The 26972-nt window shown below is 72.4% G+C and carries 24 protein-coding genes and 1 tRNA gene; 13 read left to right on the forward strand and 12 right to left on the reverse strand.

From position 1 onward, the window contains the following. Positions 1-141: 141 nt before the first annotated feature. The 8 genes from RI578_RS12920 to RI578_RS12955 all read right to left on the reverse strand — a co-directional run bounded on the left by RI578_RS12920 (position 142) and on the right by RI578_RS12955 (position 11533). Positions 142-1926 carry a trypsin-like serine protease gene (locus RI578_RS12920; RefSeq protein WP_310871222.1) on the reverse strand — a complete coding sequence of 595 codons (1785 nt, stop codon included), beginning with the start codon at positions 1924-1926 and terminating at the stop codon, positions 142-144. A 207-nt stretch (positions 1927-2133) separates the two neighbouring features. Next, positions 2134-4233 carry a transcription termination factor Rho gene (gene rho / locus RI578_RS12925; protein WP_310871223.1) on the reverse strand — a complete coding sequence of 700 codons (2100 nt, stop codon included), beginning with the start codon at positions 4231-4233 and terminating at the stop codon, positions 2134-2136. Between the two features lie 411 nt (positions 4234-4644). After that, the gene (gene thrB, locus RI578_RS12930) at positions 4645-5574 is read right to left on the reverse strand and encodes a homoserine kinase (protein WP_310871224.1); all 930 of its coding nucleotides are present in this window, start codon (positions 5572-5574) and stop codon (positions 4645-4647) included. Between the two features lie 281 nt (positions 5575-5855). After that, positions 5856-6914, reverse strand: coding sequence for a threonine synthase (gene thrC / locus RI578_RS12935; RefSeq protein WP_121749205.1), 1059 nt, complete (start codon positions 6912-6914; stop codon positions 5856-5858). A gap of 6 nt (positions 6915-6920) precedes the next feature. Further along, a complete protein-coding gene (locus RI578_RS12940) occupies positions 6921-8213 on the reverse strand; it encodes a homoserine dehydrogenase (RefSeq protein ID WP_310871225.1) in 1293 nt (430 codons plus the stop codon). Between the two features lie 167 nt (positions 8214-8380). Next, the gene (lysA, locus tag RI578_RS12945) at positions 8381-9772 is read right to left on the reverse strand and encodes a diaminopimelate decarboxylase (RefSeq protein WP_310871226.1); all 1392 of its coding nucleotides are present in this window, start codon (positions 9770-9772) and stop codon (positions 8381-8383) included. 18 nt (positions 9773-9790) lie between these two features. Continuing rightward, entirely contained in the window at positions 9791-10912 is a 1122-nt protein-coding gene (gene nrtL / locus RI578_RS12950; RefSeq protein ID WP_310871227.1) for an ArgS-related anticodon-binding protein NrtL, read from the reverse strand. 141 nt (positions 10913-11053) lie between these two features. Beyond that, the gene (locus tag RI578_RS12955; protein ID WP_383560087.1) at positions 11054-11533 is read right to left on the reverse strand and encodes a response regulator; all 480 of its coding nucleotides are present in this window, start codon (positions 11531-11533) and stop codon (positions 11054-11056) included. Positions 11534-11723: 190 nt separating this feature from the next. Here RI578_RS12955 and RI578_RS12960 point away from each other — a divergent pair. Continuing rightward, a tRNA-Arg gene (locus RI578_RS12960) sits at positions 11724-11795 on the forward strand. Positions 11796-11892: 97 nt separating this feature from the next. On the opposite strand, the gene RI578_RS12965 is transcribed toward RI578_RS12960, so the two are convergent. Then, a complete protein-coding gene (locus tag RI578_RS12965) occupies positions 11893-12741 on the reverse strand; it encodes a patatin-like phospholipase family protein (protein ID WP_310871229.1) in 849 nt (282 codons plus the stop codon). A gap of 120 nt (positions 12742-12861) precedes the next feature. Further along, positions 12862-14820 (reverse strand): FAD-dependent monooxygenase, encoded by a 1959-nt coding sequence (locus RI578_RS12970; RefSeq protein ID WP_310871230.1) that lies wholly within the window; start codon positions 14818-14820, stop codon positions 12862-12864. A gap of 366 nt (positions 14821-15186) precedes the next feature. Here RI578_RS12970 and RI578_RS12975 point away from each other — a divergent pair, with 366 nt between their 5' ends. The 10 genes from RI578_RS12975 (at position 15187) to RI578_RS13020 (ending at position 23599) form a co-directional block, all read left to right on the forward strand. Continuing rightward, positions 15187-16431, forward strand: coding sequence for a SchA/CurD-like domain-containing protein (locus RI578_RS12975; protein WP_310871231.1), 1245 nt, complete (start codon positions 15187-15189; stop codon positions 16429-16431). A gap of 268 nt (positions 16432-16699) precedes the next feature. Next, the gene (locus RI578_RS12980; protein ID WP_310871232.1) at positions 16700-17176 is read left to right on the forward strand and encodes a cupin domain-containing protein; all 477 of its coding nucleotides are present in this window, start codon (positions 16700-16702) and stop codon (positions 17174-17176) included. Next, complete coding sequence (locus RI578_RS12985; RefSeq protein ID WP_310871233.1) at positions 17173-18444, forward strand: beta-ketoacyl-[acyl-carrier-protein] synthase family protein; 1272 nt, start codon at positions 17173-17175, stop codon at positions 18442-18444. The genes RI578_RS12980 and RI578_RS12985 overlap by 4 nt, the downstream gene beginning before the upstream one ends. Continuing rightward, positions 18441-19724 (forward strand): ketosynthase chain-length factor, encoded by a 1284-nt coding sequence (locus RI578_RS12990; RefSeq protein WP_310871234.1) that lies wholly within the window; start codon positions 18441-18443, stop codon positions 19722-19724. Before RI578_RS12985 ends, RI578_RS12990 begins: the two co-directional genes overlap by 4 nt. A gap of 74 nt (positions 19725-19798) precedes the next feature. Further along, entirely contained in the window at positions 19799-20068 is a 270-nt protein-coding gene (locus tag RI578_RS12995) for an acyl carrier protein (protein WP_121749196.1), read from the forward strand. Between the two features lies 1 nt (position 20069). Further along, positions 20070-20549: an SRPBCC family protein gene (locus tag RI578_RS13000; RefSeq protein WP_279559782.1), complete on the forward strand. Its 480-nt coding sequence runs from the start codon at positions 20070-20072 to the stop codon at positions 20547-20549. A 75-nt stretch (positions 20550-20624) separates the two neighbouring features. Further along, positions 20625-20960 carry a TcmI family type II polyketide cyclase gene (locus RI578_RS13005; protein ID WP_210960474.1) on the forward strand — a complete coding sequence of 112 codons (336 nt, stop codon included), beginning with the start codon at positions 20625-20627 and terminating at the stop codon, positions 20958-20960. Between the two features lie 268 nt (positions 20961-21228). Further along, positions 21229-22149 (forward strand): DUF3152 domain-containing protein, encoded by a 921-nt coding sequence (locus tag RI578_RS13010; protein WP_310871235.1) that lies wholly within the window; start codon positions 21229-21231, stop codon positions 22147-22149. A 103-nt stretch (positions 22150-22252) separates the two neighbouring features. After that, positions 22253-22687, forward strand: coding sequence for a PPOX class F420-dependent oxidoreductase (locus RI578_RS13015; protein WP_310871236.1), 435 nt, complete (start codon positions 22253-22255; stop codon positions 22685-22687). 165 nt (positions 22688-22852) lie between these two features. Further along, the gene (locus RI578_RS13020) at positions 22853-23599 is read left to right on the forward strand and encodes a DUF4142 domain-containing protein (RefSeq protein WP_310871237.1); all 747 of its coding nucleotides are present in this window, start codon (positions 22853-22855) and stop codon (positions 23597-23599) included. A gap of 12 nt (positions 23600-23611) precedes the next feature. Here RI578_RS13020 and RI578_RS13025 read toward each other — a convergent pair whose 3' ends face one another. Further along, positions 23612-24148: a MarR family transcriptional regulator gene (locus RI578_RS13025; RefSeq protein ID WP_310871238.1), complete on the reverse strand. Its 537-nt coding sequence runs from the start codon at positions 24146-24148 to the stop codon at positions 23612-23614. A gap of 174 nt (positions 24149-24322) precedes the next feature. Between RI578_RS13025 and RI578_RS13030 the strand changes: the two genes are divergently transcribed. After that, a complete protein-coding gene (locus RI578_RS13030) occupies positions 24323-24838 on the forward strand; it encodes a nitroreductase family deazaflavin-dependent oxidoreductase (RefSeq protein WP_310871239.1) in 516 nt (171 codons plus the stop codon). A 244-nt stretch (positions 24839-25082) separates the two neighbouring features. Beyond that, positions 25083-25682 carry a hypothetical protein gene (locus RI578_RS13035; RefSeq protein WP_310871240.1) on the forward strand — a complete coding sequence of 200 codons (600 nt, stop codon included), beginning with the start codon at positions 25083-25085 and terminating at the stop codon, positions 25680-25682. 32 nt (positions 25683-25714) lie between these two features. On the opposite strand, the gene RI578_RS13040 is transcribed toward RI578_RS13035, so the two are convergent. Further along, positions 25715-26908, reverse strand: a complete 1194-nt coding sequence (locus RI578_RS13040; RefSeq protein WP_310871241.1) for a Ku protein — start codon at positions 26906-26908, stop codon at positions 25715-25717. Positions 26909-26972 lie beyond the last annotated feature (64 nt).

Below are 26972 nucleotides of genomic sequence, written 5' to 3' on the forward strand. Positions count from 1 at the left end.
TGACCTGGGAATCCGCGGGCGCTCCTGCGGGTACCCACGGACGGTGGCGGCACCGGCTCGTGTGGTGAAGATCGCAACGCGCGGGGGCCGCCCCCTGGACGGAGGCGGCCCCTGGCACGGAATAGGCCGGTCCCGGCGGGATCAGCCGAAGAGGTTGAACGCCCCCCAGCCACCGCCGACCCTGCTTCGGTCCTTGAACGTCGCCGAACCCGTACCGCCGGTGCCCTTGTACAGCCACAGCACCCCGGAGGTGTCCCGGGCCAGCAGGTCGGGCCTGCCGTCGCCGGTGACGTCACCGGCGGTGGCGAAGGCGTTGTACACGGACCAGCCGCCGCCGACCCTGCTCCGGCTGCCGAGCGCCGGGGAGGCCTTGCCGGTGCCCGGGTACAGCCACAGGACGCCGGAGCCGTCCCGCGCCAGCAGGTCGGCCTTGCCGTCGCGGTTGTAGTCGCCCTTGCCGGTGATCGTGTACTTGGCCCAGCCGCCACCGATCCGGACGCGGGTGCCGAACACTCCGTCGCCCTTGCCGGGGTAGAGCCACAGGACGCCGTACTTGTCCTTGGCGACCAGGTCGGGCAGGGCGTCACCGGACAGGTCGCCCGGGACGCGGATGTCCTTCATCGCGTTCCAGCCGCCGCCGACGCGGATCGACTCGTAGCGGTCGGAGCCGTTGAACGCGAAAGTGTACAGCACGCCGTCCGGGGTGCGGTACAGGTAGTCCTGACGGAAGTCGCGGTCCAGGTCGGCCTGGCGGACCAGGCTCAGCCCGCTCCAGTCGCCCAGCTCGACGCGGCCGCCCAGGTAGGGCCACCGGTTGCCGAGGGAGTAGTACTCGTAGGCCTTGCCGCCGGGCGTGCGGACGAAGAGGTCCGCCAGACCGTCGAAGTCGAGGTCGGTGTCGTCGACGCGGGCGTTGACCTCGCCGGCGTAGGTGCGGGTCTTGGCGTAGACGCCGTAGGCGCCCGACGCGACGCAGTCCGTGACGCCCCAGGACACGACGCCGGCGATCCGGCCGTTGACCACGAGCGGGCCGCCGGAGTCGCCGTTGCACGGGGAGACCGTGCCGGCGTCCTGACCGGAGGCCGGGTCGCCGGCGCAGGCCATCTGGCCGGCCACGAAGTCGGAGCCCCAGTACGAGGTGCAGGCGGCGTCCGACCGCATCGGCACCGTCGCCTTCTTCAGCGTCGGCGAGATGTCGTCGCTGGTGGAGCTGGTGCGCCCCCAGCCGTACACGGTCGCCGGGGTGCCGTTGGCGTAGGAGGCGGTGTCGCTGCTCGACGTCGGCCGGAGCGTCTTGTACGGCAGCGCCTCGGTCAGCGTCAGCACCGCGAGGTCACCGCCCGCGATGGTGCTCGGCCGGTAGGTGGGGTTGACCCACTGGCGCCACACGCCGGCGACCCGGCCGCCGTGCAGGTCGTCGCCCTCGGGCAGCTCGGCCGTGCCGGCGAGGACGGCTCCGTTCTCCGACCAGTCCAGGCCGTACACGCAGTGCGCGGCGGTCAGGACCTTCGCCGGGGCCACCAGGGTGCCGCCGCAGAAGTAACCATCGTCGTCGGCGGGGTCCGCGGTGCCCTTGTCGTCGTAGTAGTGCAGCTGCACCATCCACGGCGCCTCGGAGATGGTCGCGTCCTTGCCGCCGATGATCTTCGGGTCGACGGCGGTGGACGGGGCCTCGGCGCTCGGCGTGGGCTTCGGCTGCCCGGGAGCGGCGGCGGTGTCGCCCTTGAGCGCGGCCCCCGAGCCCTTGACGCGCTGCAGCAGCTCGGCCCGGGAGGCGGCCGGCTGCTCGGTGACCGCCGGCTGGGGCGGGACCGGGGTCGTGCCCGACGCCTGGGCGGGGGCGGCCGCGAGGACCGCGCCCGACAGGGCGAGTGCGGCGGTGGCCGCGGGAAGAGCCAGGCGGGCTCTTCGAGGAGTAGATGTCACTCAGGTCTCCTGTCGATGTGAATGCTCGCAGGAGAGAAGAGCCCGGCAGGCGCAGGCCCGTGAAGGCAGCACGAATCGCCCGTGGGCGTATCCGAAAATACGTTCCCCCCCACTGCAGTGCGCTGATCCTACAAGGCAGAAGTCCCGCCCCGTCACCTGTGTGACGGGGCGGGACTTCGGACCGCGCCTGAGTGGGGCGGCTGCGACTCAGTCGCCGTTGCCGGGCGTCGGAGTCGTCTTCTGGATCTGCAGCAGGAACTCCGCGTTCGACTTGGTCTGCTTCATCTTGTCGAGGAGCAGCTCGATCGCCTGCTGCTGGTCGAGCGCGTGCAGCACCCGGCGCAGCTTCCAGGTGATGGCGAGCTCGTCGCTGCCGAGCAGGATCTCTTCCTTGCGGGTGCCGGACGCGTCGACGTCCACCGCCGGGAAGATGCGCTTGTCGGCGAGCTTCCGGTCGAGCTTGAGCTCGGCGTTGCCGGTGCCCTTGAACTCCTCGAAGATGACCTCGTCCATGCGGGACCCGGTGTCCACCAGGGCGGTGGCGAGGATGGTCAGCGAGCCGCCGTCCTCGATGTTGCGGGCCGCACCGAAGAAGCGCTTCGGCGGGTACAGGGCGGTCGAGTCGACACCACCGGACAGGATGCGGCCGGAGGCCGGGGCGGCGAGGTTGTACGCACGGCCCAGACGCGTGATCGAGTCGAGCAGGACGACCACGTCGTGGCCCAGCTCCACCAGGCGCTTGGCGCGCTCGATGGCGAGCTCGGCGACCGTGGTGTGGTCCTCGGCCGGACGGTCGAAGGTCGAGGAGATGACCTCGCCCTTCACCGACCGCTGCATGTCGGTGACCTCTTCCGGACGCTCGTCGACCAGGACGACCATCAGGTGGCACTCGGGGTTGTTGTGCGTGATCGCGTTGGCGATCGCCTGCATGATCATGGTCTTGCCGGTCTTCGGCGGGGCCACGATCAGACCGCGCTGCCCCTTACCGATGGGCGCGACGAGGTCGATGATGCGGGTGGTGAGGACGCCGGGGTCCGTCTCCAGGCGGAGGCGGTCCTGCGGGTACAGCGGCGTCAGCTTGTTGAACTCCGGCCGCCCGCGCCCGGATTCGGGCGCCATGCCGTTCTGGGAGTCCAGGCGCACCAGCGCGTTGAACTTCTCGCGGCGCTCGCCCTCCTTGGGCTGGCGCACGGCACCGGTGATGTGGTCACCCTTGCGCAAGCCGTTCTTGCGGACCTGGGCGAGGGAGACGTACACGTCGTTCGGGCCGGGCAGGTAGCCGGAGGTCCGGATGAACGCGTAGTTGTCGAGGATGTCGAGGATGCCGGCGACCGGGATGAGGACGTCGTCCTCGTTGATCTGCGGCTCCTGCTGGATGTCGTCGCGCCCACGGCGGCCACGGCGGTCCCGGTAGCGGCCGCGACGGCCACGACGGCCGCCCTCGAAATCGTCGTCGTCCTGCTGCTGCTGACGGTCCTGGCCGCCCTGCTGACGGCGCTGACCGCCGCCCTGGTTCTGCTGGTCGTCGCCCTTGTTGCGGCGGTCGCGGTCACCACGGTCACGTCCGCGGTCACCGCGGTCGCGGTCACCACGGTCACGGTCGCGGTCGCCGCGGTCCCGGCGGTCGCGGCGGCGGCCCTCGCCGCCCTCACCGTCGGAGCGGGCGTCGCCCTGGCCCTGCTGGTGGCCCTGCGACTGCTGCTGGGCGGAGGAGTCGGCCTTCGGCTCGCTCTTCGTCTCGACGGCCACCGTCTCGGTGGCGGCGGACGGGCTGCCCGCGTCGGCGGTGGCCCGGCGACGACGGCGCTCGGAGGGGGCGTCGTCGGCGGGGGCACCGGCCTGGTCGGCCGAGGGCGAGACCTTGGGGGACGGCTGGCCGGGGATGTCGATCTGCTGCTGGGCGGCGGCCTTGTCGGCGGCCGTCTTGTCCGCCTTCTTCTCGGCCTTGCCGGCCTTCTCCGCCTTCTCGGCGGGGGCCTCGTCGCCCGTACGGGACCGGGAGGTGCTGCGGCGCTTCGGCTTGGTCTCGCCGGCGGCGTCCGCGGCGGGCGCGGCCTTGGCGGGGGCTCCGCCCGCGGCCTGCGCTTCCTTGATGACCTCGATCAGCTGGCTCTTGCGCATCCGCGCGGTGCCCCTGATGCCGAGGCCGGATGCGACCTGCTGCAGCTCGGCCAGCACCATGCCCTCGAGGCCGGTACCGCGGCGCCGCCGGGAGCCGGCACCGGTGGCAGGCGCGGAGGCGTCCGTGGAGGGCGCGGCAGCGGTCTCCTCGACACGTGCGCCCATCAGATCGGTGGTGTCGCTCACGAAGGGTCCTTCCCTGGAGCGGACGTCGGCCTGTCTGGCTCGGCGACCGGTTGTGCTGTCCGGCATCGGTCCTTGCTGTGCGAACCGAGCCGGGGCGGTGGTCCGCCTGAACGGCGGAAGAGATATCTGGTGATGGCGCTTCCCCTAGCCGTGGCACCCAGTGTCTGTGTCATGCGGCGTGGTCGCACCGGCTCCGAAACGTGCCCGGCGGGCCGCTCAGTGTCCGTGTCGGCCGTACTGATCACGTACGACATCCACTACACAATGCGGCTTGGGGGGCTCCCGGAAGAATGTCTGTCCCGGACGGGGACACGAGGCACCTCGCCATGGTGGGGTCGGGTGCAGACTTGAGGTTAACACTACCGGATCCAACAAACATTCCCCCTCTCGAAATCCGGCAACCGTGCGCGTCTAAATGTCACTGGAGGTTGCCAGGGGCAGGACGCTCGCGCCCTGCTGGTCCAGGCTGAGCCGGTTGGCCGCCCAGTCCGTCCCGGCCAGCGCCTCGACCTTGTCGGCCGTGTCGGCGTCGGCCAGTGCCATCACCGTGGGCCCGGCACCCGAGATCACCGCGGGGATGCCGTCGCCGCGCAGCCGCTCCACCAGTGCCGCGCTCTCCGGCATGGCCGGGGCGCGGTACTCCTGGTGCAGGCGGTCCTCGGTGGCCGGCAGCAGCAGCTCGGGGCGCCTGGTGAGCGCCTCGACGAGCAGCGCGGCGCGGCCGGCGTTGGTGGCGGCGTCGACGTGCGGGACGCTGCGCGGGAGCAGACCGCGCGCGGTCTCCGTCAGTACCGGCTTTCCGGGCACGAAAACCACCGGAACGATGGAATCGGCGGGCTCCATCCTGATCGCCCGGGCGGCGCCGGAATCCATCCAGGACAGGGTGAAACCACCCAGCAGACAGGCCGCCACGTTGTCGGGGTGGCCCTCGATCTCGGTGGCGAGGTCGAGCAGCGCGGCGTCGTCGAGGCGGGCCTCGCCGCCTATGGTCACCGCGCGCGCGGCCACGATGCCGGCGCAGATGGCGGCGGAGGAGGAGCCGAGGCCGCGGCCGTGCGGGATGCGGTTGGCGCAGACGATCTCCAGGCCGCGGGGCTGTCCGCCCAGGAGGTCGAAGGCGGTGCGCAGGGAGCGGACGAGGAGGTGCTTCTCGTCGCGCGGCAGCGTCTCGCTGCCCTCACCCGCGATGTCGATGTGCAGCCCTGAGTCGGCCACCCGGACGACCACGTCGTCGTACAAACCCAGCGCGAGCCCGAGGGCGTCGAAGCCCGGACCGAGGTTGGCGCTGGTGGCGGGGACGCGCACCCGGACGGCGGCGGCGCGGAACGCTGGACCGGCCATCGCTTGATGACTCTCCTTGAGCTGCGTGGGTTGTCGAATGGCATTCGATGACTGACATTCGATGACGTACGGAACCCTCGGTGGCCGCCGCTGCCGGCGCGGCTGAGCGGCATATGCGGCAGGCGGGTTCGGGTACAGCCTATCGAAGGAAGGTTCAGTGGCGACATAGGGCGCACAGGAGGCGCACGATGCGTGTCGTAAGCCCCCTGTGCACCCCCCTAAGTGACTTTTCCGGCTGGACGTCGCTTACGCCCTCGTACGCCGGTAAGAGCGGCGCGGACTCAGATCAGTCCGAGCCGCTCGGCCGCCGTCGCCGCGTCGACCGGGACGGTGACCGGCTGCGGGGCGCCGGCGACGGCCCAGTCCGGGTCCTTGAGCCCGTTGCCGGTGACGGTGCACACGATCCGCTGCCCCGGGTCGACCTTGCCCTGCTCGGCGGCCTTCAGCAGACCGGCCACCGACGCGGCGGACGCGGGCTCCACGAAGACGCCCTCCTGGGAGGCCAACAGCCGGTAGGCGCGCAGGATCTCACGGTCCGTCACCTCGTCGATGGCACCGCCGGACTCGTCCCGCGCGGCGAGCGCGAAGTCCCACGAGGCGGGGTTGCCGATGCGGATGGCGGTGGCGATGGTCGACGGGTCCTTGACGACCTCACCGCGCACGATTGGGGCGCTGCCGGATGCCTGGAACCCCCACATGCGCGGCGCCTTCGTGCTGACCCCGTCGGCGGCGTACTCCCGGTACCCCTTCCAGTACGCGGTGATGTTGCCCGCGTTGCCCACCGGCAGGACGTGGATGTCGGGGGCGTCGCCGAGCATGTCCACGATCTCGAAGGCGGCCGTCTTCTGCCCCTCGATACGCACCGGGTTGACCGAATTGACCAGCGCCACGGGGTAGTTGTCGCTCAGCGCGCGGGCGAGCGTGAGGCAGTCGTCGAAGTTGCCGTCGACCTGGAGGATCTTCGCGCCGTGCACGAGGGCCTGGCCCATCTTGCCGAGCGCGATCTTGCCCTGCGGCACGAGGACGGCGGAGACCATCCCGGCCCGCACGCCGTACGCGGCGGCGGAGGCGGACGTGTTGCCGGTGGACGCGCAGATGACGGCCTGCGCGCCCTCCTCCTTGGCCTTGCTGATGGCCATGGTCATGCCGCGGTCCTTGAAGGACCCGGTCGGGTTGGCACCCTCCACCTTGAGGTGGACCTCGCAGCCCGTGCGCTCGGAGAGCACCTGCGCGGGCACGAGCGGCGTGCCGCCCTCGCGGAGCGTCACGACGGGCGTGCTGTCGGAGACGGGCAGCCTGTCCCGGTACTCCTCGATGATTCCGCGCCACTGGTGGGTCATTGCTGGTTACTCTCCTTCAACCCGCATGATGCTGGCGACACCCCGCACGGTGTCGAGCTTGCGCAGCGCCTCGACCGTACCGCCGAGGGCGGCGTCGGACGCACGGTGGGTGACGACGACGAGGGAGGCCTCGCCGTCCTTGCCGGACTGCCGCACGGTGTCGATGGAGACACCGTGCTCCGCGAACACGGTCGCGACCTGGGCGAGCACGCCCGGTTTGTCGGCCACGTCGAGGCTGATGTGGTACCGCGTGACGACGTCGCCCATCGGGGAGACGGGCAGCGCGGCGTACGCGGACTCGCCGGGTCCGGTCGCGCCGCCGATCCGGTTGCGGCAGACGGCGACGAGGTCGCCGAGCACGGCGGACGCGGTCGGCGAGCCGCCGGCGCCGGGCCCGTAGAACATGAGCTGCCCGGCGGCGTCGGATTCGACGAAGACGGCGTTGTAGGCGCCGCGCACGTTCGCCAGCGGGTGGCTGAGCGGGATCATCGCGGGGTGCACGCGCGCGGTGACCGACGCCCCGTCCGCGGCCCGCTCGCAGATGGCGAGGAGCTTGATGGTGCAGCCCATCTCCTTGGCGGAGGCGAAGTCGGCGGCGGTGACCTCGGTCATGCCCTCGCGGTAGACGTCGTCGAGGCGCACGCGCGTGTGGAAGGCGATCCCGGCGAGGATGGCGGCCTTGGCGGCGGCGTCGAAGCCCTCGACGTCGGCGGTCGGGTCGGCCTCCGCGTACCCGAGGGCGGTGGCCTCGTCGAGCGCCTCCTGGTACCCGGCGCCGGTCGTGTCCATGGCGTCGAGGATGAAGTTGGTCGTCCCGTTGACGATGCCGAGCACCCGGTTGACCTTGTCGCCGGCGAGGGACTCGCGCAGCGGCCGGATCAGCGGGATGGCGCCGGCGACGGCGGCCTCGTAGTACAGGTCCTTGCCATTGACGTCCGCCGCGGCGTGCAGCGCGGCGCCGTCCTGGGCGAGGAGGGCCTTGTTGGCGGAGACGACGGAGGCACCGTGCTCGAAGGCGGTGGTGATGAGGGTCCGGGCGGGCTCGATCCCGCCGATGACCTCGACCACGACGTCGATGTCCCCGCGTTTGACCAGGGCGGTGGCGTCGGTGGTGACGAGGTCGGGGTCGATGCCCTCCCGCACCCGGTCGGGCCGCCGTACGGCCACGCCCGCGAGCTCCACCGGGGCCCCGATCCGGGCGGCGAGGTCGTCGGCGTGCGTCGTCATGATGCGCGCCACCTCTGAGCCGACCACTCCACAGCCCAGCAGCGCCACCTTCAGCGGACGCGTACGCATCATCCGACCTCGTTTCCTCATACCGTCTACGGTTGGACCAGTCTCACGCACCGGACGGGATTTTCTGCCTTTCGTCCGGATCGTGAGACGTTTATTTCATTTTCACAGGGGCGGAAGACGAAAGATCTTGCGTCCCCGCGGCGGACCGCCACCCGGCCCCGGCCGCGTCCTCATCCGACGTCGAGACGCAGCAGATCCTCCTCGGTCTCCCGCCGCACGATGACCCGCGCCTCGCCGTCCCGTACGGCGACGACGGGCGGACGCAGCACGTGGTTGTAGTTGCTGGCCATGGAACGGCAGTACGCCCCGGTCGCCGGTACGGCGATGAGGTCACCGGGCGCCAGGTCGCCCGGCAGGAAGGCGTCCTTGACCACGATGTCCCCGCTCTCGCAGTGCTTGCCGACGACCCGCACGAGCATGGACTCGGCGTCGGAGGCGCGGGAGACGAGGGCGACGCTGTACTCGGCGTCGTACAGCGCGGTGCGGATGTTGTCGGACATGCCGCCGTCGACGGAGACGTACGTGCGCAGCCCGTCGAGGGGCTTGACGGTGCCGACCTCGTAGAGCGTGAAGGCGGTGGGCCCGACGATGGCGCGCCCGGGCTCGACGGAAATACGAGGCGTACGCAGCCGCGCGCCCTCGCACTCCCGCGTCACGATCTCGGTCAGCGCCTTGGCGATCTCGTGGGGCTCACGGGGGTCGTCGTCGCTCGTGTACGCGATCCCGAGTCCGCCGCCGAGGTCGATCTCGGGCAGCTCGACCCCGTGCTCGTCGCGGATGTCCTTGAGCAGCCCGACCACCCGGTGGGCGGCGACCTCGAAGCCGGACATGTCGAAGATCTGCGACCCGATGTGCGAGTGGATCCCGATCACCTCGAGCCCGTCCAGCTGGAGCGCCCGCCGCACGGCTTCCGCCGCCTGCCCGCCGGCCAGCGGGATCCCGAACTTCTGGTCCTCGTGGGCGGTGGCGATGAACTCGTGCGTGTGCGCCTCGACGCCCACGGTGATCCGGATCTGCACCCGCTGCCGCACCCCGAGGGACTGGGCGATGTGGGCGACCCGCACGATCTCCTGGAAGGAGTCGAGCACGATCCGACCGACCCCGGCGCGCACGGCCCGCTCGATCTCCTCCGGCGACTTGTTGTTGCCGTGGAAGGCGATGCGGTCGGCGGGCATCCCGGCGGAGAGCGCGGTGGCCAGCTCGCCCCCCGAGCACACGTCGAGGTTCAGCCCCTCCTCGTCCAGCCACCGCACGACCGCGCGCGACAGGAAGGCCTTGCCCGCGTAGAAGACGTCGGCATCGGTTCCGAAGGCGGTACGCCAGGCCCGCGCCCGGGCCCGGAAGTCGGCCTCGTCGAGTACGTACGCGGGGGTGCCGTACTCCTCGGCGAGCCGTGTGACGGCCATCCCGCCGACGGTGACGACTCCGTCGGCGTCCCGCTCGACGGTCTGGGCCCAGACCTTGGGGTCGAGGGCGTTCAGGTCGGCGGGCGGTGCGGAGTAGTGCCCCTCGGGGAGGACGTCGGCGTGACGGGGCCCGGCGGGGTGTGCGGAACGGCTCATGGCGTCTTCTGTGCTCTCTCAGAGGTGGTCGGGTGCGTCGATACCGAGGAGGGACAGGCCGCCGGCCAGCACCGCCCCGACGGCTTCGGCGAGGGCCAGCCGGGCACGGTGGGCGGCCGAGGGTTTCTCCCCGCCACGCGGCAGCACCGTGGGCAGGAAGGGCAGCGCGGCGTCGGCGACGGTGACGAGGTGCCGGGCGAGCCGGTCGGGGGCGCGGTGCTCCGCCGCGGCGGCGAGGACGCGCGGGTGGTCGGCGAGGGAGACGAGGAGCTCCTGCGCCGTGCCGTCGTGCGCTGTGCCGTCCTGCGCCGTGCCGTCCTGCGCCGTGCCGGACACGGGACCGGGTTCGGCGGCCAGGCCGAGGTCGGCGGCGTTGCGGGAGAGGGCGCGGGTGCGGGCGTGGGCGTACCGCACGCGGAAGAGCGGATTGCTCTCACGCTGGACGAGGTGCTCGTCGCCGATCCGGGGCCGGTCGTGGGCGGCGGGGTGGAGCAGGGCCCAGCGACCGGCGTCACGTCCGAGGCGGAGCGGGTCGGCGGGGGCCGGGACGGGCCGGACGTTGACCGGCGGAGCCGCGGGCGCCGGACCGGCCGCGTCGACGCGCACGCCGAGGGTGGCGGTCCACTCGGGCTCGGGCGGGGCGGTGCAGCTGGTGCGGACGAGGGCGCCCTGGGAGCGCAGGATGCGGGCGGCGGCCTCGGCGACGACGACGGCACGGAGATCGTGGGGGCAGTGCAGCTGCACGATGCGGCCGCTTTCCGGGCCGGTACCGTCGGCACGCCCGTGCCCGTGCCCGTATCCGTGCCCGTACCGGGGCCCGTGCCGCAGGATCTCCGCGACCAGGTCGGCGGGCGCGGTGCCGTGGAGGCTGATGTTGAGGAACCCCGGCCCGGTGAGGACGACGTCCGTGATGCCGTCGGCGGCCACGAGGTACGGGCGCAGCACCTCGGCGACCCGGCGGGACGACTGCCCGGCCGGCCGGGCGAGCTGGAGGGCGATGCTGGTGGCGTAGTCCCCGCACCCTCCGGGCCCCGGCGGAGCGACCACGGCCCGCGCCGGAACGGTCACGTTCAGCTCACCCGCGTCGACAGCGCGACGCACCGCGTGCAGCACGGTACGGGAGAGCTCTACGGGGGTCACGGGTCAAGCGTATGGGAGGAGGGGGGTGGGTAGGCGAACCGGTTTGTGGCAGTCCCGGGATGTGGACGGGAACGGCGCGGAAGCGGGCACACGAAGCGGACCACCGCTGATGGCGCGTCCGGCACCGATACCCCGGGGCGACTAGGCCTGGGCAGGCGATTCACTCTCCCCGGCGAAGCCGAGGACGCCGCGACGAGAAACCGAGGAGGACCCCGCCCCCTCGCTCCCCGCACCGACTCCACGGCCCCTCCGCTCGACCAACTGCCGTACGAGACCGACGAGCTCGGCGGGTTCGAAGGGTTTGGAGAGGAAGGCGTCGACCCCGGCATCGAACCCGGCCTCGACCTCGTACTGCGTACAGGCACTGACGATGGCGAGCGGAAGGTCCCGCGTACGCGGATCGGCACGCAGCCGGGCGGCGGTCCTGAGCCCGTCCAGCCGGGGCATGACCACGTCCAGCGTGACGGCGTCGGGCCGCACCTGATGGACGACATCAAGACACTCGACACCATCGGCCGCGGTCACGACCTCGAAGCCCTCCAGCTCGAGATTGACCCTGATCAGCTGCCGGATGACCTTGTTGTCGTCCACAACAAGAACCCGGCCAGACGCCCTAGGCACAACTCGAGAGTAGGTCCGGACCGGCCACCGCGTCCGGGTTTTCCCCACTTCCACCCCGTGCGGGGGACAACGCCCCCTCGACTGACGCCCCGGCAGGCGGCACGACCCGCGAAAACCCGTTCATGACCACTCCGGGGGAGCTGGTAGTGTTCTACCCGTCGCCGCGAGCAACACCGAACGCGACTGACACGCCCCCGTAGCTCAGGGGATAGAGCAACGGCCTCCGGAGCCGTGTGCGCAGGTTCGAATCCTGCCGGGGGCACACCGTGCAAGTGTGCCCAAGACCCCGTCACCAGCGGAAACGCTGAGGCCGGGGTCTTCGCGTATGTGTCGGTGGGTGTCGGCTTGGGCGGGGTGTTTCAGTCGTGCCAGATGGCCCTGATGTGGTCCGCCTGAGTCCTGCCCTGTCGTCGTCCCTCCCGGGCCGCGGCCGGGGTGCGGGTGGCGTCCAGGGGGTTGCGGCCGAAGGCGCGGCGGGCCGGGCGGTCGGGGGTCAGGAGGGTGGCTCGGGTGCCGTTCGAGACGAGGGTCCGCACCTGCGTCACCGCGCTCGGGCTCGCTCCCGCCGCCTTGGGGATGGGGGCCAGTACGACGACCCGCGCGCAGTCGTCGACCAGGTCGGCGTTGGTCGTGGAGCGTACGCCGCCGTCCATCCAGCGGCCCGTGCCGATGGTGATCGGAGGGAAGAGGGGCGGCAGTGCGCAGCTGGCCGACATCGCGTGCAGCAGGTCGACGTCGCTGTCTGCCGTGAAGGCCGTCGGTTCGCCGGTGAGGGCGTCGACGGCGAAGAGGCGTACGGGTTTCTGCGGCCATGTACAGGTCGGGAGTTGAGGGGCGATGGCTTCGAAGACGTCGGTCTCCTGGACGTCGCGCACGGTGAGGGCCAGTCGGCCGATGCGTTCGACCACCGTCCTCGGGTCGCGTGAACCCAGTGCGGCCCACAGGTACTTGACCGTCATCGCGAAGGTGAAGTCCACGGCCAGCATGGCCCGTTTGCGCTCGACCTGTTCCGCGTACAGGTCGGCCGGGACCGCTCCGCCCGCCAGGTCCAGCGCCAGCAGTGAGCCTGCCGACGTGCCGGCGAGGACGTCGGCGCCCGCGAGGCCCACCCCGGCGTCGGCCAGGCCTGCCAGTACGCCGATCTGCCACGCGTAGGCGGTCAGGCCTCCTCCGCCCAGCACCAACGCCGTGTCCGCCGTGCCCGCCATGCCCGCCCCTCCCGAACAACACGTAGCGGGGACTGCTCCCCGGTTAATCTTCCAGCGGGACGCTAGCAGGTAACCGGGGAGTGGTCCACGTTTGGGGGTGGGGCGGGCGGGGCTGTCATGTCACGTTCGGGCCAGGACCGTCCTCACGACTTGGCGCAGCATCGACTCCGGGTCCGGGGCCGGGCCCGGGGAGCGCCACGCCACGAAGCCGTCGGGGCGGACGAGGACCGCGCCGCCGCGGGTCACGCCGTGGGCCTTGGCCCAGTCGGTGGCGTCGTCGTCCGGGGTCAGGTCGGCCTCCGGTGTTCCGCCCACGCGGTACGACTTCAGCGGGATCCGCATGTCGGCCGCCAGGTGCGTCGCCGCCTCGTGCCAACCGGTGGGCTGCGCCGCGTCGCTGAGCAGGACCAGGGAGTCCTCGTAGAGGTCCAGGGTGGAGATGCGGGCGCCGCTGTCGTCGCTGCGGCGGAGCCAGAGGTGGGGGGCCCTGCTGCCGGGGGCGCCGGTGAGGTCAAGGCCCTCCGGGACGACCGGCGTTCCCGGGTCGGCGCCGACCACCGCGCCCTGGGGGTAGCGGTAGCCGAGGGCGACGTTGAGGATGCCGCCCTGCGGGCCTCCGCCGGGGCCACCGCCTGGCCCGCCCATGGGGCCACCGCCTGGCCCACCCATGGCACCGCCACCTGGCCCGCCCGTGGGACGGCCCGCATCGCCGCCCCCGGGGCCACCCGCAGGGGGACCACCCGCAGGGCCACCGCCAGGACCCGCAGGAGGACCACCCGCAGGGCCACCGCCAGGACCACCCGCAGGAGGACCACCCGCAGGGCCACCGCCAGGACCACCCGCAGGAGGACCGCCCGCAGCGCCGCCGCCGGGACCGCCGGCCGGCCCCGCACCCCCCATCCCCGGCGGTGGTGCGAAGCCCGGGTGGCTGTGTTCCACCGAGCGGCCCGCGGCTCGGGCGCTGGTGGCCTCCGCGACCGGGCGGCGTTCCGCGTCGTAGGTGTCCAGGAGGCCGTCGCCGGCCCAGCCCTCCAGGACCGCGGCGAGTTTCCAGGCGAGGTTGTGGGCGTCCTGGATGCCGGTGTTGGAGCCGAAGGCGCCGGTGGGGGACATCTCGTGGGCCGAGTCGCCGGCCAGGAGGACGCGGCCGGAGCGGTAGCTGCGGGCGACGCGCTGGGCGGCGTGCCAGGGGGCCTTGCCGGTGATCTCGACGTCGAGGTCGGGGTCGCCGATCGCGCGGCGGATGTGGGCGGCGCAGCGCTCGTCGGTGAAGTCCTCGACGGTTTCGCCCTGTTCGGGGTGCCAGGGGGCGTGGAAGACCCAGTTCTCGCGGTTGTCGACCGGAAGGAGGGCGCCGTCCGCGTCCTCGCTGGTCAGGTAGCAGACGATGAAGCGGCGGTCGCCGACGACGTCGGCGAGGCGGCGGGAGCGGAAGGTGATGCTGACGTTGTGGAAGAGGTCGCCCGGGCCGCTCTGGCCGATGCCGAGCTGCTCGCGGACGGGGCTGCGGGGGCCGTCGGCCGCGACCAGGTAGTCCGCGCGGATGGTGGTGTGCTCGCCGGTCTCCCGGCTCTTCACGATCGCGGTGACCCCCTCGGCGTCGGACTCGAACGACAGCAGTTCCGTGCCGAAGCGCAGGTCGCCGCCGAGGTTCGTGGCGTGGGTGAGGAGTTCCGGCTCCAGGTCGTTCTGGGAGCACAGGCACCAGGAGCTGGGGCTGAAGCGGGCCAGTCCGCCGCCCGCGTCCATCTCCTTGAACAGCCACTCCCCCGCGTCGCCGACCAGGGTGGGCGTCTGGAAGATGCCGTGGTTCTCGGCCAGGGTGGCGGCGGCCTTCCTGATGTCCGGCTCGGTGCCGGACACGCGGAAGATCTCCATCGTGCGGACGTTGTTGCCACGTCCGCGGGGGTGGATGGAGGTGCCGGCGTGGCGCTCCACCAGGGTGTGCCGGATGCCCAGCCGCCCCAGGAAGACCGAGGTCGACAGGCCCACCAGGGATCCGCCGACGATGAGGACCGGGACGCGGTGGACCCCGCCCCCGGGGGCGGCTCCGCCGGACCGATCGGCTCTTTCGTTCATTGTTCGTCCTCCGTTGTGACGGACGTTCGTCCGGTGTCGTGACGGACGTCGTCCTCCGTTGTGACGGACGTGGTCCTTCGTCGTGACGTACGTCGTCCTCGGTGGTGACGGACGTGCGCGCTCCGTACGTCGGACCGTCGTCGCGTGACTCGCCCCGCGGCAGGTGTGCGCCGGGAGTCTTCATGCATGCCCCCTGCGGCCCGCGGCGGCTCAGGCTTCACCCGCTTAACCCTCCTGGTTCGCGGTCCCCGCGGGCACGGCTCACGATCGTGCTTACTGCGACCGCCGCACCACGCCGGAGCAATGGCGCACGCCGCGACGATCGCCCCAGTCCACGAGGAAGTTCCCGGAGAAGAGGTGGGCCGGATGACGGTCTCTCCCGTCGTAGCGACGGATACCGTGTCGGCAGATGCCCTGACCACAGACGCCACAGACGCCACGGTGGTATCGGCCGTCGTGGCCGCGGACGCGGTCGGCGTGTCGGTATCCGCGTTCGACGGATCCCGCGTGCGGGTCGTCCTGATGCTGGACATCCACGACGGAATGCAGCAGGAGTTCCTGGACGCCTACGACGGCATCCGCGACCGGGTCGCCGCCGTTCCGGGACATGTGAGCGACCAGCTGTGCCAGTCGGTGGACAATCCCACCCAGTGGCTCCTCACCAGTGAGTGGGAGAGCGCGGAACCCTTCCTGGCCTGGGTCAACAGCGAAGAGCACCTGGAGACCGTCGAGCCGCTGCAGGACTACGTCCGCGACACCCACTCCCTGCGCTACAGCGTCCTGCGGGAGACCGCCGGTGAAGAGCCCCCGTCCGCCGCAGCCGGTGAGCCGCTGCGGGCCGCTCCCCGGATCGGGAGCAACGTCGTGCGGCACGCCCTGACCTTCACCGTGCGGTCCGGCAGTGAGGAGGAGGTCGCCCGGCTGCTGGCCGGCTACGCGCCGCCGGACGCCCGCGTCGACGACTCCGGCCGGCTGCTCCGCACCTCGGTCTTCCTGCACGGCAACCGGGTCGTACGAGCCGTGGAGGTGCAGGGCGACCTGCAGACCGCCCTGCGCCACGTCGCCCGGCAGCCCGCGGTGCGGGCCGTCGAGGAGGCCCTCAACCCGTATCTGGAGCAGAAGCGGGACCTCCGCGACCCCCGGGACGCCCGGCGGTTCTTCACCCGGGCCGCCATGCCGGCCGTCCACCACGTGGCGTCCACCGACGAGGCGGACGCGCGTCGCCCGCAACGCGTCGCGCTGCTCTACCCGGTCCGCCCGGGCGCCGGTCCGGAACTGGCCCGGCTGCTGGCCCGCCAGGACGCGGCCGCGGCGCAAGCACCGGACAACCCGGTCCTCGGCGCCACCGTGTTCCACCGTGACGACCTGGTCGTACGGCTCGTCGACATGGACGGTGACCCGGACGACGCGCTCGCGTTCGTCCTGGGTCTGCACGGGCCCGCCGACGGGCCCGGGGCCACCGGAGGCGCCGGGGTCGCCGTGGCCGAGCGGCTGCTGGACACGGCCGCCCTCGGCATCGACGGGCCCCTGACGGAGACCCGCACGCTGTCGCAGCTGCTCGCACGGGCCCATATGACGCCGCTGACCGACCGGCGTTCGCCCGCCACCTGACCACACGGTCGAACCACTCGGCCGAACCTCCCGACCCGATGACTCGGCTCGACCGCACGGCCCGACCACCCAGCACCCAGCACCCAGCACCCGAACCGAGACCACTCGGTCGGACCGAGCGGCCGAGCACGCGTCCGAACCACGCACCCGAAACCACGCGGCCCACCACGCGGCCGGCCGGGCCCGACGGCGCGCCCGCCGGACCGCGCGGCACTCCCCGACCGCCCCGACCTCCCCCACCACCTCCAGTGAGCCCGGAGTGAACGACATGACAGACCAGCAGGTACGCATCGTCTCCCTCGGCGACATCGCGCCGAACCGCCGCCGCGGCGGAGACCTCCGCGCCCTTCTCACGCCCACCACCGCCGGGTCGACCAGTGGCTTCATGGGCGTGGCCATCGTGCAGCCCGGCGACCGCATCGCCGAGCACTACCACCCGTACTCCGAGGAGTTCGTGTACGTCACCGAGGGCGGGCTGGAGGTGGACCTGGACGGGGTGCCGCACTCCCTCGCCACCGGGCAGGGGCTGCTGATCCCGCAGGACATGCGCCACCGCTTCCGCAACGTCGGTGACGTCGAGGCGCGCCTCGTCTTCCACCTGGGTCCGCTGGCGCCGCGGCCGGAGCTCGGCCACGTCGACACCGAGGACGCGGCGGGCAACGCCCTCCCGCACGAGCGGGACCACGACCACGCGGGATGCGCCGGGCACGAGCGTCCCGCCACCGCGGCCGAGGCGGTGTCATGACCCGGCGTCGGGTGGCCGTCACGGGCATAGGCGTCGTCGCCCCGGGCGGGATCGGCGTGCCCCAGTTCTGGGGCCTGCTGTCCGACGGCCGTACGGCGACGCGCCGCATCTCCCTGTTCGACCCGGCCGGGCTGCGTTCGCAGATCGCCGCCGAGTGCGACTTCGAACCGTCCGGGCACGGGCTGGACCTCGCCACGGTCCAGCGGTGCGACCGGTACGTGCAGTTCGCGCTCGTCGCCGCCGCCGAGGCGGTGCGGGACGCGAACCTCGACATGGCGCGGGAGGACCCCTGGCGGGCCGGCGCCACGCTCGGCACGGCGGTCGGCGGCACCACCCGGCTGGAGCACGACTACGTCCTCGTCAGCGAGCGCGGCTCGCGGTGGGACGTGGACGACCGGCGGGCCCAGCCACACCTGGAGCGCGCCTTCACCCCGGCGACGCTGTCGTCGGCCGTGGCCGAGGAGTTCGGCGTGCACGGGCCGGTGCAGACGGTGTCCACCGGGTGCACGTCCGGACTGGACGCGGTGGGGTACGCCTACCACGCCGTGGCCGAGGGACGCGTCGACGTGTGTCTGGCGGGCGCGGCGGACTCGCCGATATCGCCGATCACCATGGCCTGCTTCGACGCGATCAAGGCGACCTCGCCCAACAACGACGACCCCGCGCACGCCTCCCGCCCCTTCGACGCCGAACGCAACGGCTTCGTCATGGGCGAGGGCGCCGCGGTGCTGGTCCTGGAGGACCTGGAACACGCCCGGGCCCGTGGCGCGGACGTGTACTGCGAGATCTCCGGCTACGCCACCTTCGGCAACGCCTACCACATGACCGGGCTCACCAAGGAGGGCCTGGAGATGGCGCGGGCCATCGACACCGCGCTGGACATGGCGGAGCTGGACGGGTCCGCCATCGACTACGTCAACGCCCACGGCTCCGGCACCCAGCAGAACGACCGGCACGAGACCGCGGCCGTCAAACGCTCGCTGGGCGAGCACGCCTACGCGACACCGATGAGCTCGATCAAGTCCATGGTCGGCCACTCGCTCGGTGCGATCGGCTCGATAGAGCTGGCCGCGTGCGTGCTGGCGATGGCCCACCAGGTGGTGCCGCCCACGGCCAACTACACGACCCCCGACCCCGAGTGCGACCTGGACTACGTGCCGCGCGAGGCACGGGAGCGGACGCTGCGGCACGTGCTGTCGGTGGGCAGCGGCTTCGGCGGCTTCCAGTCCGCCGTCGTACTGAGCGGTTCCGAAGGAGGGCTGCGATGAGCGGACCACAACGGGCCAGGCGCCATCAACACGACGGAAGCAGGCGTGCCGTCGTCACCGGACTGGGCGTGGTCTCCCCGCACGGGATCGGGGTCGAGGCGTTCTGGAAGGCGGTCGCGGACGGCACCAGCAGTCTCGGCCCCGTCACCCGGGAGGGCTGCGAGGACATGCCGCTGCGGGTCGCGGGCGAGGTGCGCGGCTTCGACGCGGCCGAGACGGTCGAGGGGCGTTACCTCGTCCAGACCGACCGCTTCACGCACTTCGCCCTGGCCGCCACCCAACTTGCCCTGGACGACGCGCGTTTCGGCCGCGCCGACGTCGAGTCGCCGTTCTCGGTCGGCGTGGTCACCGCCGCGGGGTCGGGCGGCGGCGAGTTCGGGCAGCGGGAGCTGCAGAACCTGTGGGGCCAGGGGTCCAGGTATGTCGGCCCGTACCAGTCGATCGCCTGGTTCTACGCGGCCAGCACCGGCCAGATCTCCATCCGCAACGACTTCAAGGGCCCCTGCGGCGTCGTGGCCGCGGACGAGGCGGGCGGCCTGGACGCCTTGGCGCACGCCGCGCTGTCCGTACGGAACGGCACCGACACGGTGGTCTGCGGCGCGACGGAGGCGCCGCTCGCCCCGTACTCGATCGTCTGCCAGCTGGGCTATCCGGAGCTGAGCCGCGCCACCGAAGCCGACCGCGCCTACCGCCCGTTCACCGGCGCGGCCTGCGGGTTCGCGCCGGCCGAGGGCGGTGCCGTACTCGTGGTGGAGGAGGCGGAGGCGGCCCGGGACCGCGGCGCGGAGGTGCGGGCGACGGTGGCCGGACACGCGGCGACCTTCACCGGCCCGTCCCGCTGGGCGGAGTCCCGGCAGGGGCTGGCCCACGCGATCGAGGGCGCGCTGGCCGAGGCCGGCTGCCGGCCCGAGGAGGTCGACGTGGTGTTCGCGGACGCCCTCGGCGTCCCGGAGGCCGACCGGGCCGAGGCGCTGGCCCTCGCCGACGCGCTCGGCCCGCACGCGCGGCGCGTGCCGGTCACCGCGCCCAAGACCGGCACCGGACGGGCGTACTGCGCGGCGCCGGTGCTGGACGTGGCGACGGCGGTGCTGGCCATGGAGCACGGGCTGATCCCGCCCACCCCGCACGTGGTCGACGTGTGCCACGACCTGGACCTGGTGGCCGGCCGGGCCCGCCCCGCCGAGCCGCGCACGGCCCTGATCCTCGGCCGCGGCCTCATGGGCTCCAACTCGGCGCTCGTCCTGCGGCAGGGCGACGCCGCGCCGTCCACGGACCGATGACCGACCCGACCAACGCCGACCCCGACCGAGCGCCGCTTCCGGGCGAGCGCCGACCCGAGTCAAGGAGGACACCCATGACCGACCAACTGGACTACCAGGTGACCGTCGAGGAGCTGGCCGCGCTGATGAAGCGCACCGCCGGCGTGCACGTCGACCCGGTCACCCTCCGGCAGCAGGCCGACGACGGCTTCGACACCTTCGGCCTGGACTCCCTCGGCCTGCTGGGCATCGTGGCCGAGCTGGAGAAGCGGTACGGGCTGGGCCTGCCGGAGCAGGCCGAGCGCTGCAAGACGCCCGCGGATTTCCTCGCGCTGATCAACGGCGCCCTGAAGACGGGAGTGTGACGTGGCAGGCCACACCGACAACGAGATCACCATCGCCGCGCCGATGGAGCTGGTCTGGGACATGACCAACGACATCGACAACTGGCCCCGGCTGTTCAGCGAGTACGCCTCCGTGGACGTGCTCGACCGCGACGGCGACCGCGTCACGTTCCGGCTCACCATGCACCCGGACGCGGACGGCAAGGTGTGGAGCTGGGTCTCCGAGCGCGTCGCCGACCCGACGACCCGCACCGTGCGCGCCCACCGGGTGGAGACCGGCCCGTTCCAGTACATGAACATCGTCTGGGAGTACGCCGAGACCGCCGACGGCACGCGGATGCGCTGGATCCAGGACTTCGCGATGAAGCCGGACGCGCCCGTGGACGACGCCTGGATGACGGACAACATCAATCGCAACTCGCGTACGCAGATGGCCCTGATCCGGGACCGGATCGAGCAGGCAGCGGGCGAGCGGCGGACCGCCTCGGTGCTCGCCGACTGACACCGCGAACCGAGCGGCATCGGCGAACCGAACGACACCGGCGAGCCGAACGACACCGACGGAGGGCATCTCCCCATGCACCACACCCTGATCGTCGCCCGGATGGCACCGGGCGCGGCGCCGGACATCGCGAAGGTGTTCGCCGAGTCCGACAGCGGCGAGCTGCCGCACCTGGTGGGCGTCAACCGGCGCAGTCTCTTCGAGTTCGGTGACGGCGTGTACCTGCACCTCATCGAGAGCGACGAGGACCCGGCCCCCACCATCGGCAGCCTGACCGGGCACCCGGAGTTCCGCCAGGTCAGCGAGCGGCTCGAACCGTACGTCTCGGCATACGACCCGGCGACCTGGCGCGGTCCGAAGGACGCGATGGCGCGCTGCTTCTACCGCTGGGAGCGGACCACCGTCGGCTGACGGCCCCTCGTCTCCCCCACCGCGTCGGGGTCGCCCACGTTCCGTCGGGCGACCCCGACGCACGTGTGCCCGCACGACGGGACGACCGCGGCTCGCGGACCTTCCAGGGCACCGAAGGGTTGTACCGCCGGAACCGAACACGCGTGTGAGAAGGCCCACTTGGGGTCCTGTGATGATTTCGCACGTCCTTCCGCTTTGATCTTGGGGGCACAAAAGCACACAGGAATCCACTGTGCGCCCCCGCCGACCAGCAGAGAGGACGCACGCCGTGGGCCGATCCACAGCCCGCCGGTCCAGCCGAAGGGCCGAGTCGAACGGTGCCGGGCGCAGGTCCCGCGCCCGGAGACGGAAACGCCGCGGCCCCGCCCGCGTCGTCGTGGCCGGCCTGACCTTCGGGGCCGTACTGCTCGCGGCGAGCGCCGCCGTCGCGTACTGGCGGGAGAGCCGGCCCCCCGTGACGGACGACCAGGTGGCCGATGTCGCCGACGCCCTGGACGCCGCCGAGCGCACCGCCGCCCCGGACGCCACCGGCGGGGCACCGTCCGGGCCGCCGAGCCCCTCCGCGTCGCCGTCGGCGACGGCCTCCCCCTCGCCCTCGCCCTCTCCCTCCACCATCGCCATTCCCGCCACCGGCCCCGGCACCTTCGTCACCGCCGAGGCCGACGGCACGACCGTGGGCACCGGCAGCCGCGTACGCCGGTACAAGGTCCTGGTCGAGGAGGGCATCGACATCCGGCCGAGTGCCGCCGCGGCCGAGATATCCGACGTGCTCGCCGACCGTCGCGGCTGGACCACGGACGGGACCAACTCCTTCCGGCTGGTCAGCTCGGGCTCGTACGACTTCGTGGTGAAGATCGCCACGCCGGGCACCGTCGACGAGATCTGTGGCGCCTACGGCCTGCGCACCCGGGGCGAGGTGAACTGCGCGGTCGGCACGGACGTCGTGGTGAACCTCAAGCGCTGGGTCCTGGGCTCCCCCGAGTTCGACGGCCCGATCGGCGACTACCGGGCACTCATCGTCAACCACGAGGTCGGCCACCGCATCGGCCACGGTCACGAGACCTGCCCCGGTCCCGGGCTGCCCGCCCCGGCGATGATGCAGCAGATCAAGGGCCTCAAGGGGTGCGTCGCCAACGCCTGGCCCTACGACCGCGAGGGCGAGTACCTGGGCGGGCCCTCGGTCTCCTGAGCACCCGGTCGAGGTCTCTTGAGCGCTCGGTCGTGCGCCCGGCGGGGGCGTTCGGCGGACGGTTCGCGGGACAGCGTGTGGGGCGAGGGGTGATGATCGGCCCATGACCACCACTCCGCGTTTCGACCCCCACGCCCTGCTGGCGGAGAGCCGGCTCGGCGTGCTCGCGACGATCAAGTCGGACGGCCGCCCGCAGCTCTCCCCCGTCATGCCCGCCTACGACCCGGAGGCCGGCGTCATCCGCGTCTCCACCCGCGAGGGACTGGCCAAGACGGCGAACCTGCGCCGGGACCCGCGGGCCACTCTGGAGGTGACCGCCCCGGACGGCAGGTCCTGGGCCACCGCCGAGGGCGTCGCGACCCTCACCGGGCCGGGCCTCGACCCGCAAGGACCGGAGGTGGAGGCGCTGGTGGAGTACTACCGGGCCGCCGCCGGGGAGCACCCGGACTGGGACGAGTACCGGATGACGATGGTGTCCGACCGCCGGGTGCTGCTCACGATGACGGTGGAGCGCGTGTACGGGGCCGACATCGGCTGACGCGTGGCCAAAGACGGCCGAACGGACGCGGCCGGCGGGGCCGCAAGATTTGTGCCGGAGCGGTGATAGATCCGCCCGCCGTTTCCGTACCTCCTGGCGAACGAGTACGAGTCGAGACGTCGAGTCAGTCGAGTGCGAGTCGCTCGCGTCGCCCCTGGAGGCATCATGCGCCTGTCCCGCAGCAGGATCGGAGTCGTCGTCCTGTTCGGTGCGATGACCCTGACCCTCACCGCGCTGGCCTTCCCGGCCATGCTCGGTCTGGACAAGGCCGACGGAAACCAGGACCGGGTCGTCGCCAGCACCAAGTTCGGGCCGCTCACCGAGGCCGACCGTGACTTCGTGGTCAAGGTGCGGGCCGCCGGGCTGTGGGAGTACCCGCTGGGCGAGATCGTGATGGAGCGCGGTACGTCGAAGGCGATGAAGACGGCCGGCGAGCACCTGGTCGTCGGCCACGCCGGTCTGGACGCGATGTGCCGCGAGATCTCCCCCGAGCTGGGCATCACGCTGCCCAACCGGGCCTCCCCGCAGCAGGAGGACTTCGTGGCGACGGTGAAGTCCAAGAGCGGCACGGAGTTCGACTCGTCGGCGGTCAACATCATGCGGGTGACCCACGGTCAGATCTTCCCGGCGATCGCCAAGATCCGGGCCACCACGAAGAACACGCTGGTGCGCCAGCTGGCCGACCTGGCCAACGACACCGTCCTGGACCACATCACGGTGCTGGAGAAGACCGGGCTGGTCGAGTACGACCAGGTCACCTTCCAGCAGACCGGCCCGGCGAAGCTGCCGAGGGAGAAGGTCACCCCGCCCCCGCCGCAGCCGGGCGAGCGGGTGCTGGTGCTCAAGCCGCGGCCCGACCTGAACGTGAACACGGCCTCCCCGACGCCCACCCCCGCACCGGCGGCCCCGTGACCGCCGGAGCCGTCAGGCGTCCCGGGCCGCGGTGACGTCCGCGGCCCAGCCGAGCGGATGCGGCTGAGGGTCGTCCGGTGCCGGGTCGAGGGGCTCGCCGCCCGCCTCGCTGAAGGCGGTGAGCGCCTCGACCAGCGCCGCCCGCTGGCCCGGCGCGAGCCGTTCGACGATCGCGGCGACCTCGGCACGGCGCCGGGCGCTGACGTTCGCGACGGTGCGCCGGCCCTCGTCGGTGAGCCGGAGCAGGGTCTCGCGCCGGTTGTCGGGGTTGGTCTGCCGGTCGGCGAGCCCGGCCGAGATCAGCCGGTCGACCATGCGCATCGCCGTCGACGGGGCGACCTGGAGGTGCTCGGCGAGCGCGACGAGCTTGGTCGCGCCTCTCGTGGAGAGCACCATCAGCATCCGGAACTGGGGCAGCGTCACCCTTTCCTCCACCTCGGCGAGCGACCGCGCGGAGACGGCCACCAGCAGTCGCGATGCGGCCAGCACGGCCTTGGTGACCGCGTCGACATCATCCAGGCCCCCGACGGGCATCTCACGCTCCGGCATGTGTCCTTTCTACCGCGCCGAAGTCCCTGCTCACTCACCTGATCAGCAGGCGGAACGGAGGGACCGGAGGGGCCGCGCGGCGACCGGACCGGCGCAAAAGGAGCAGCGGGTACTGCCCGTCCACCTTTTCCCTGTGCAAAGGTGGAGGTGGAGTCCCGAGTCAGGAGGGCGGGAATGGCACGCACGGACACGACACCCCGTCGGCCCCGGCCGCCCGTCGGCCTGCGGCGCACCGCGGCGCGGCTGCCGATCCTCCTCTTCCGCGCAGGGCTCGGCCCCCTGTTCGGCAAGCGGCTGCTTCTGCTGCACCACACCGGCCGGATCAGCGGCCGTGACCGCCGGGTCGTCCTCGAAGTGGTCGCCTACGACTCCGGTGGGCCGCACGGACGGAGTTGGACGGTCGCCTCCGGCTTCGGCCCGAAGGCGGACTGGTACCAAAACCTCCGTCAGCAGCCCAAGACGGTCATCCAGTTCGGCAACCGCCACCACGCCGTCACCGCCCGCTTCCTGCCCGCCGAGGAGGGCGCCGGGATCATGGCGGAGTACGCCCGGCGGCACCCGGGAACCGCCCGGCGTCTTTGCGCGTTCATGGGATTGGCGGTGGACGGCGGCGAGGCGTCGTTCCGTGAGGCCGGACGGGCCATCCCGTTCGTGCGGCTGGTCGCGGCCGACGGAGACCGCCGGCCATGACCACCGGGCCCCGGGCTCGGCGGCGGGCGGAAGAGGGTGGCCGGAGCCCCTGGCGATCTCTTTTTGCACTGTGCAATGATCCGACGGGGGGCCGGTCTGCGGCCGCCTGCCGTACGGCGCCCAGGAGTGACACCGAAACGGTGCTGCGGCACAGGACGGCACACCGACCGTCGGCGGGCTCCCCTCCCGCTCCCACGCCCGCCCGGCCGCCGTACGGGCCGAAGAAGAGAGGAAGAGCGGGATCATGACCGCTTCCGGGCCGGGCAGCGGCGCGACGCCGGATCAGCCCGACCAGCCGGGTCAGCCGGGTCAGCCGGACCAGCCCGGCGGTACGCCGTCCGTGCCGGAGTACGTCTGGCGGCAGTTCCTGGAGGACGACGAGCGCGCCATCCGCGCCTCCGCCCTCATCAGGGAACCCGCCGCACGCGACCGGACACCCGGTTGGCGCCCCCGGCCCCCGGACGGCACGGACACGGGCACGAACGACGCGTCCGCGGGCCGTCCGTCCGGCGTGGTCGGTGAGCTGTGGCACCCGGAGGACCCATGGACCGGCCCGGCCTGGCGTGCGCTGGACGGCCGTGCCCGGCTCCGGCGGGTCGGCCGGGTGATCGGCACGGCCGCCGCGGTCGCCCTCGCCCTGACCGCGTGGTCGCAGCTGTCCACCGGCCCCGGCACCCCGGGCGGCGGACCGGCCGACACGATCGGGCAGCACCTGGAGGAGAGCCCCGTCCTGCCCACCGCCGCCTCGCTCGCACCGACGGCCTCGGGCGACGCGTCCCCCGCGGTCTACGAGCCCGACCCGTCCGCCGTTCCCCGGGCGTCCTCCTCCTGGGCCGTCAACTGAGCGTCGCCGTGCTCCGCTCGTACCGGGCGGCGTCAGGCGCTGCGCTTGCGCGGTGACGTCTTCTTGGCGGTGCTCTTGGCGGTGCTTTTTGCGGTGCTCCTGGCGGGCGCGCTCTTGCCGGTCGTCTTCTTGGCGGCGCTCTTGGCCGCGGTCTTCTTCCCGGGCCCCGCGGACTTCGCCGTCGACTTCCCGGCGGCGGAGGCCGTCGACTTCTTCGCCTCCGCCCTCTTCCCCTCCATCTTCTCCTCCTCCGTCCTCTTCCCCTCCGTCCTCTTCCCCTCCGACTCCGTCGCCGCCGACTTCTTCGCTTCCGTCTTCTTCGCCGCCGTCTTCCTCGCCGCCGTCGAGGTCGACTTCCTGCCGCCGGTCTCCTTGGGGGTCCGCCGGGACGGCGTGCGCTGCGGCAGGGTCCTGACCTCGGCCTCCTCGGCCGGCCCGGCGCCTTCCCCACCCCGTGACTCCCGCGCCGCCCGCACGCTGCTCTCCAGCGCGGCCATCAGGTCCAGCACCTTCCCGGGCGCGGCCTCCTCGCGGGTCTCCGGGGGCGTCTCGCCGGCGGCCTTCGCGGCGATGACCTGCTCCAGCGCCTCGCGGTACTCGTCGTGCAGGTCGTCCAGGTCGATCTCGCCGAGCGTGTCCATCAGGGCGTCCGCGAGGTCCAGCTCCTGATCGCGGACGGTGACACCGGCGTCCGGGGCGACGCCCTCGGGGGCGCGCACCTCGTCCGGCCACAACAGGCCGTGCATCGCGATGGCGTCGCCGACGACCCGGAGCATGCCGAGGCGCTCACGGCCCCGCAGGGCGAACTTGGCGATGGCGACGCGGTTGCTGCGCCCCAGCGCCTCGCGCAGCAGCGTGTACGGCTTGGCGGCGGGCGCGCCGCTCGCCGCGAGGTAGTACGCGGAGCCCATCTGGAGCGGGTCGATGCGCTCCTCGGGCACGAAGGCCACGATCTCGATCGTCCGTGCGGTCGGGATCGGCAGGTGGGACAGGTCCTCGTCGGTGATCGGGATCATCGAGCCGTCGGCGTCCTCGTAGGCCTTGCCGATCTCGTCCTGGGCGACCTCGCGGTCCTCCAGCTCGCAGACCTTGCGGTAGCGGATGCGGCCGCCGTCCTCCGTGTGGATCTGGCGGAAGGAGACCGCGTGGCTCTCGGTCGCGTTCACCAGCTTGACGGGGATGCTGACCAGGCCGAAGGAGATGGCGCCGTTCCAGATGGATCGCACGTGCAGCACCCTTTCCGCTCGGCCGACCCGCAGCGTGACCGTCGGGCGGTTTGTACGTGTTTCG

Source organism: Streptomyces sp. BB1-1-1 (assembly GCF_031597775.1).
Lineage (GTDB): Bacteria > Actinomycetota > Actinomycetes > Streptomycetales > Streptomycetaceae > Streptomyces > Streptomyces thinghirensis.

Bases quoted from the DNA above. Each gene is read 5' to 3' on its own strand.
- RI578_RS13005 (WP_210960474.1), top strand. From the start codon at position 20,625: ATGCACCACACCCTGATCGTCGCCCGGATGGCACCGGGCGCGGCGCCG.
- RI578_RS13020 (WP_310871237.1), top strand. From the start codon at position 22,853: ATGCGCCTGTCCCGCAGCAGGATCGGAGTCGTCGTCCTGTTCGGTGCG.
- thrC (WP_121749205.1), bottom strand. From the start codon at position 6,914: ATGACCCACCAGTGGCGCGGAATCATCGAGGAGTACCGGGACAGGCTG.
- RI578_RS12975 (WP_310871231.1), top strand. From the start codon at position 15,187: ATGACGGTCTCTCCCGTCGTAGCGACGGATACCGTGTCGGCAGATGCC.
- thrB (WP_310871224.1), bottom strand. From the start codon at position 5,574: ATGGCCGGTCCAGCGTTCCGCGCCGCCGCCGTCCGGGTGCGCGTCCCC.
- RI578_RS12985 (WP_310871233.1), top strand. From the start codon at position 17,173: ATGACCCGGCGTCGGGTGGCCGTCACGGGCATAGGCGTCGTCGCCCCG.
- RI578_RS12995 (WP_121749196.1), top strand. From the start codon at position 19,799: ATGACCGACCAACTGGACTACCAGGTGACCGTCGAGGAGCTGGCCGCG.
- RI578_RS12980 (WP_310871232.1), top strand. From the start codon at position 16,700: ATGACAGACCAGCAGGTACGCATCGTCTCCCTCGGCGACATCGCGCCG.
- RI578_RS13030 (WP_310871239.1), top strand. From the start codon at position 24,323: ATGGCACGCACGGACACGACACCCCGTCGGCCCCGGCCGCCCGTCGGC.
- RI578_RS13015 (WP_310871236.1), top strand. From the start codon at position 22,253: ATGACCACCACTCCGCGTTTCGACCCCCACGCCCTGCTGGCGGAGAGC.
- RI578_RS12940 (WP_310871225.1), bottom strand. From the start codon at position 8,213: ATGATGCGTACGCGTCCGCTGAAGGTGGCGCTGCTGGGCTGTGGAGTG.
- lysA (WP_310871226.1), bottom strand. From the start codon at position 9,772: ATGAGCCGTTCCGCACACCCCGCCGGGCCCCGTCACGCCGACGTCCTC.
- RI578_RS13025 (WP_310871238.1), bottom strand. From the start codon at position 24,148: ATGCCGGAGCGTGAGATGCCCGTCGGGGGCCTGGATGATGTCGACGCG.
- RI578_RS13035 (WP_310871240.1), top strand. From the start codon at position 25,083: ATGACCGCTTCCGGGCCGGGCAGCGGCGCGACGCCGGATCAGCCCGAC.
- RI578_RS12990 (WP_310871234.1), top strand. From the start codon at position 18,441: ATGAGCGGACCACAACGGGCCAGGCGCCATCAACACGACGGAAGCAGG.
- RI578_RS12965 (WP_310871229.1), bottom strand. From the start codon at position 12,741: ATGGCGGGCACGGCGGACACGGCGTTGGTGCTGGGCGGAGGAGGCCTG.
- RI578_RS12970 (WP_310871230.1), bottom strand. From the start codon at position 14,820: ATGAACGAAAGAGCCGATCGGTCCGGCGGAGCCGCCCCCGGGGGCGGG.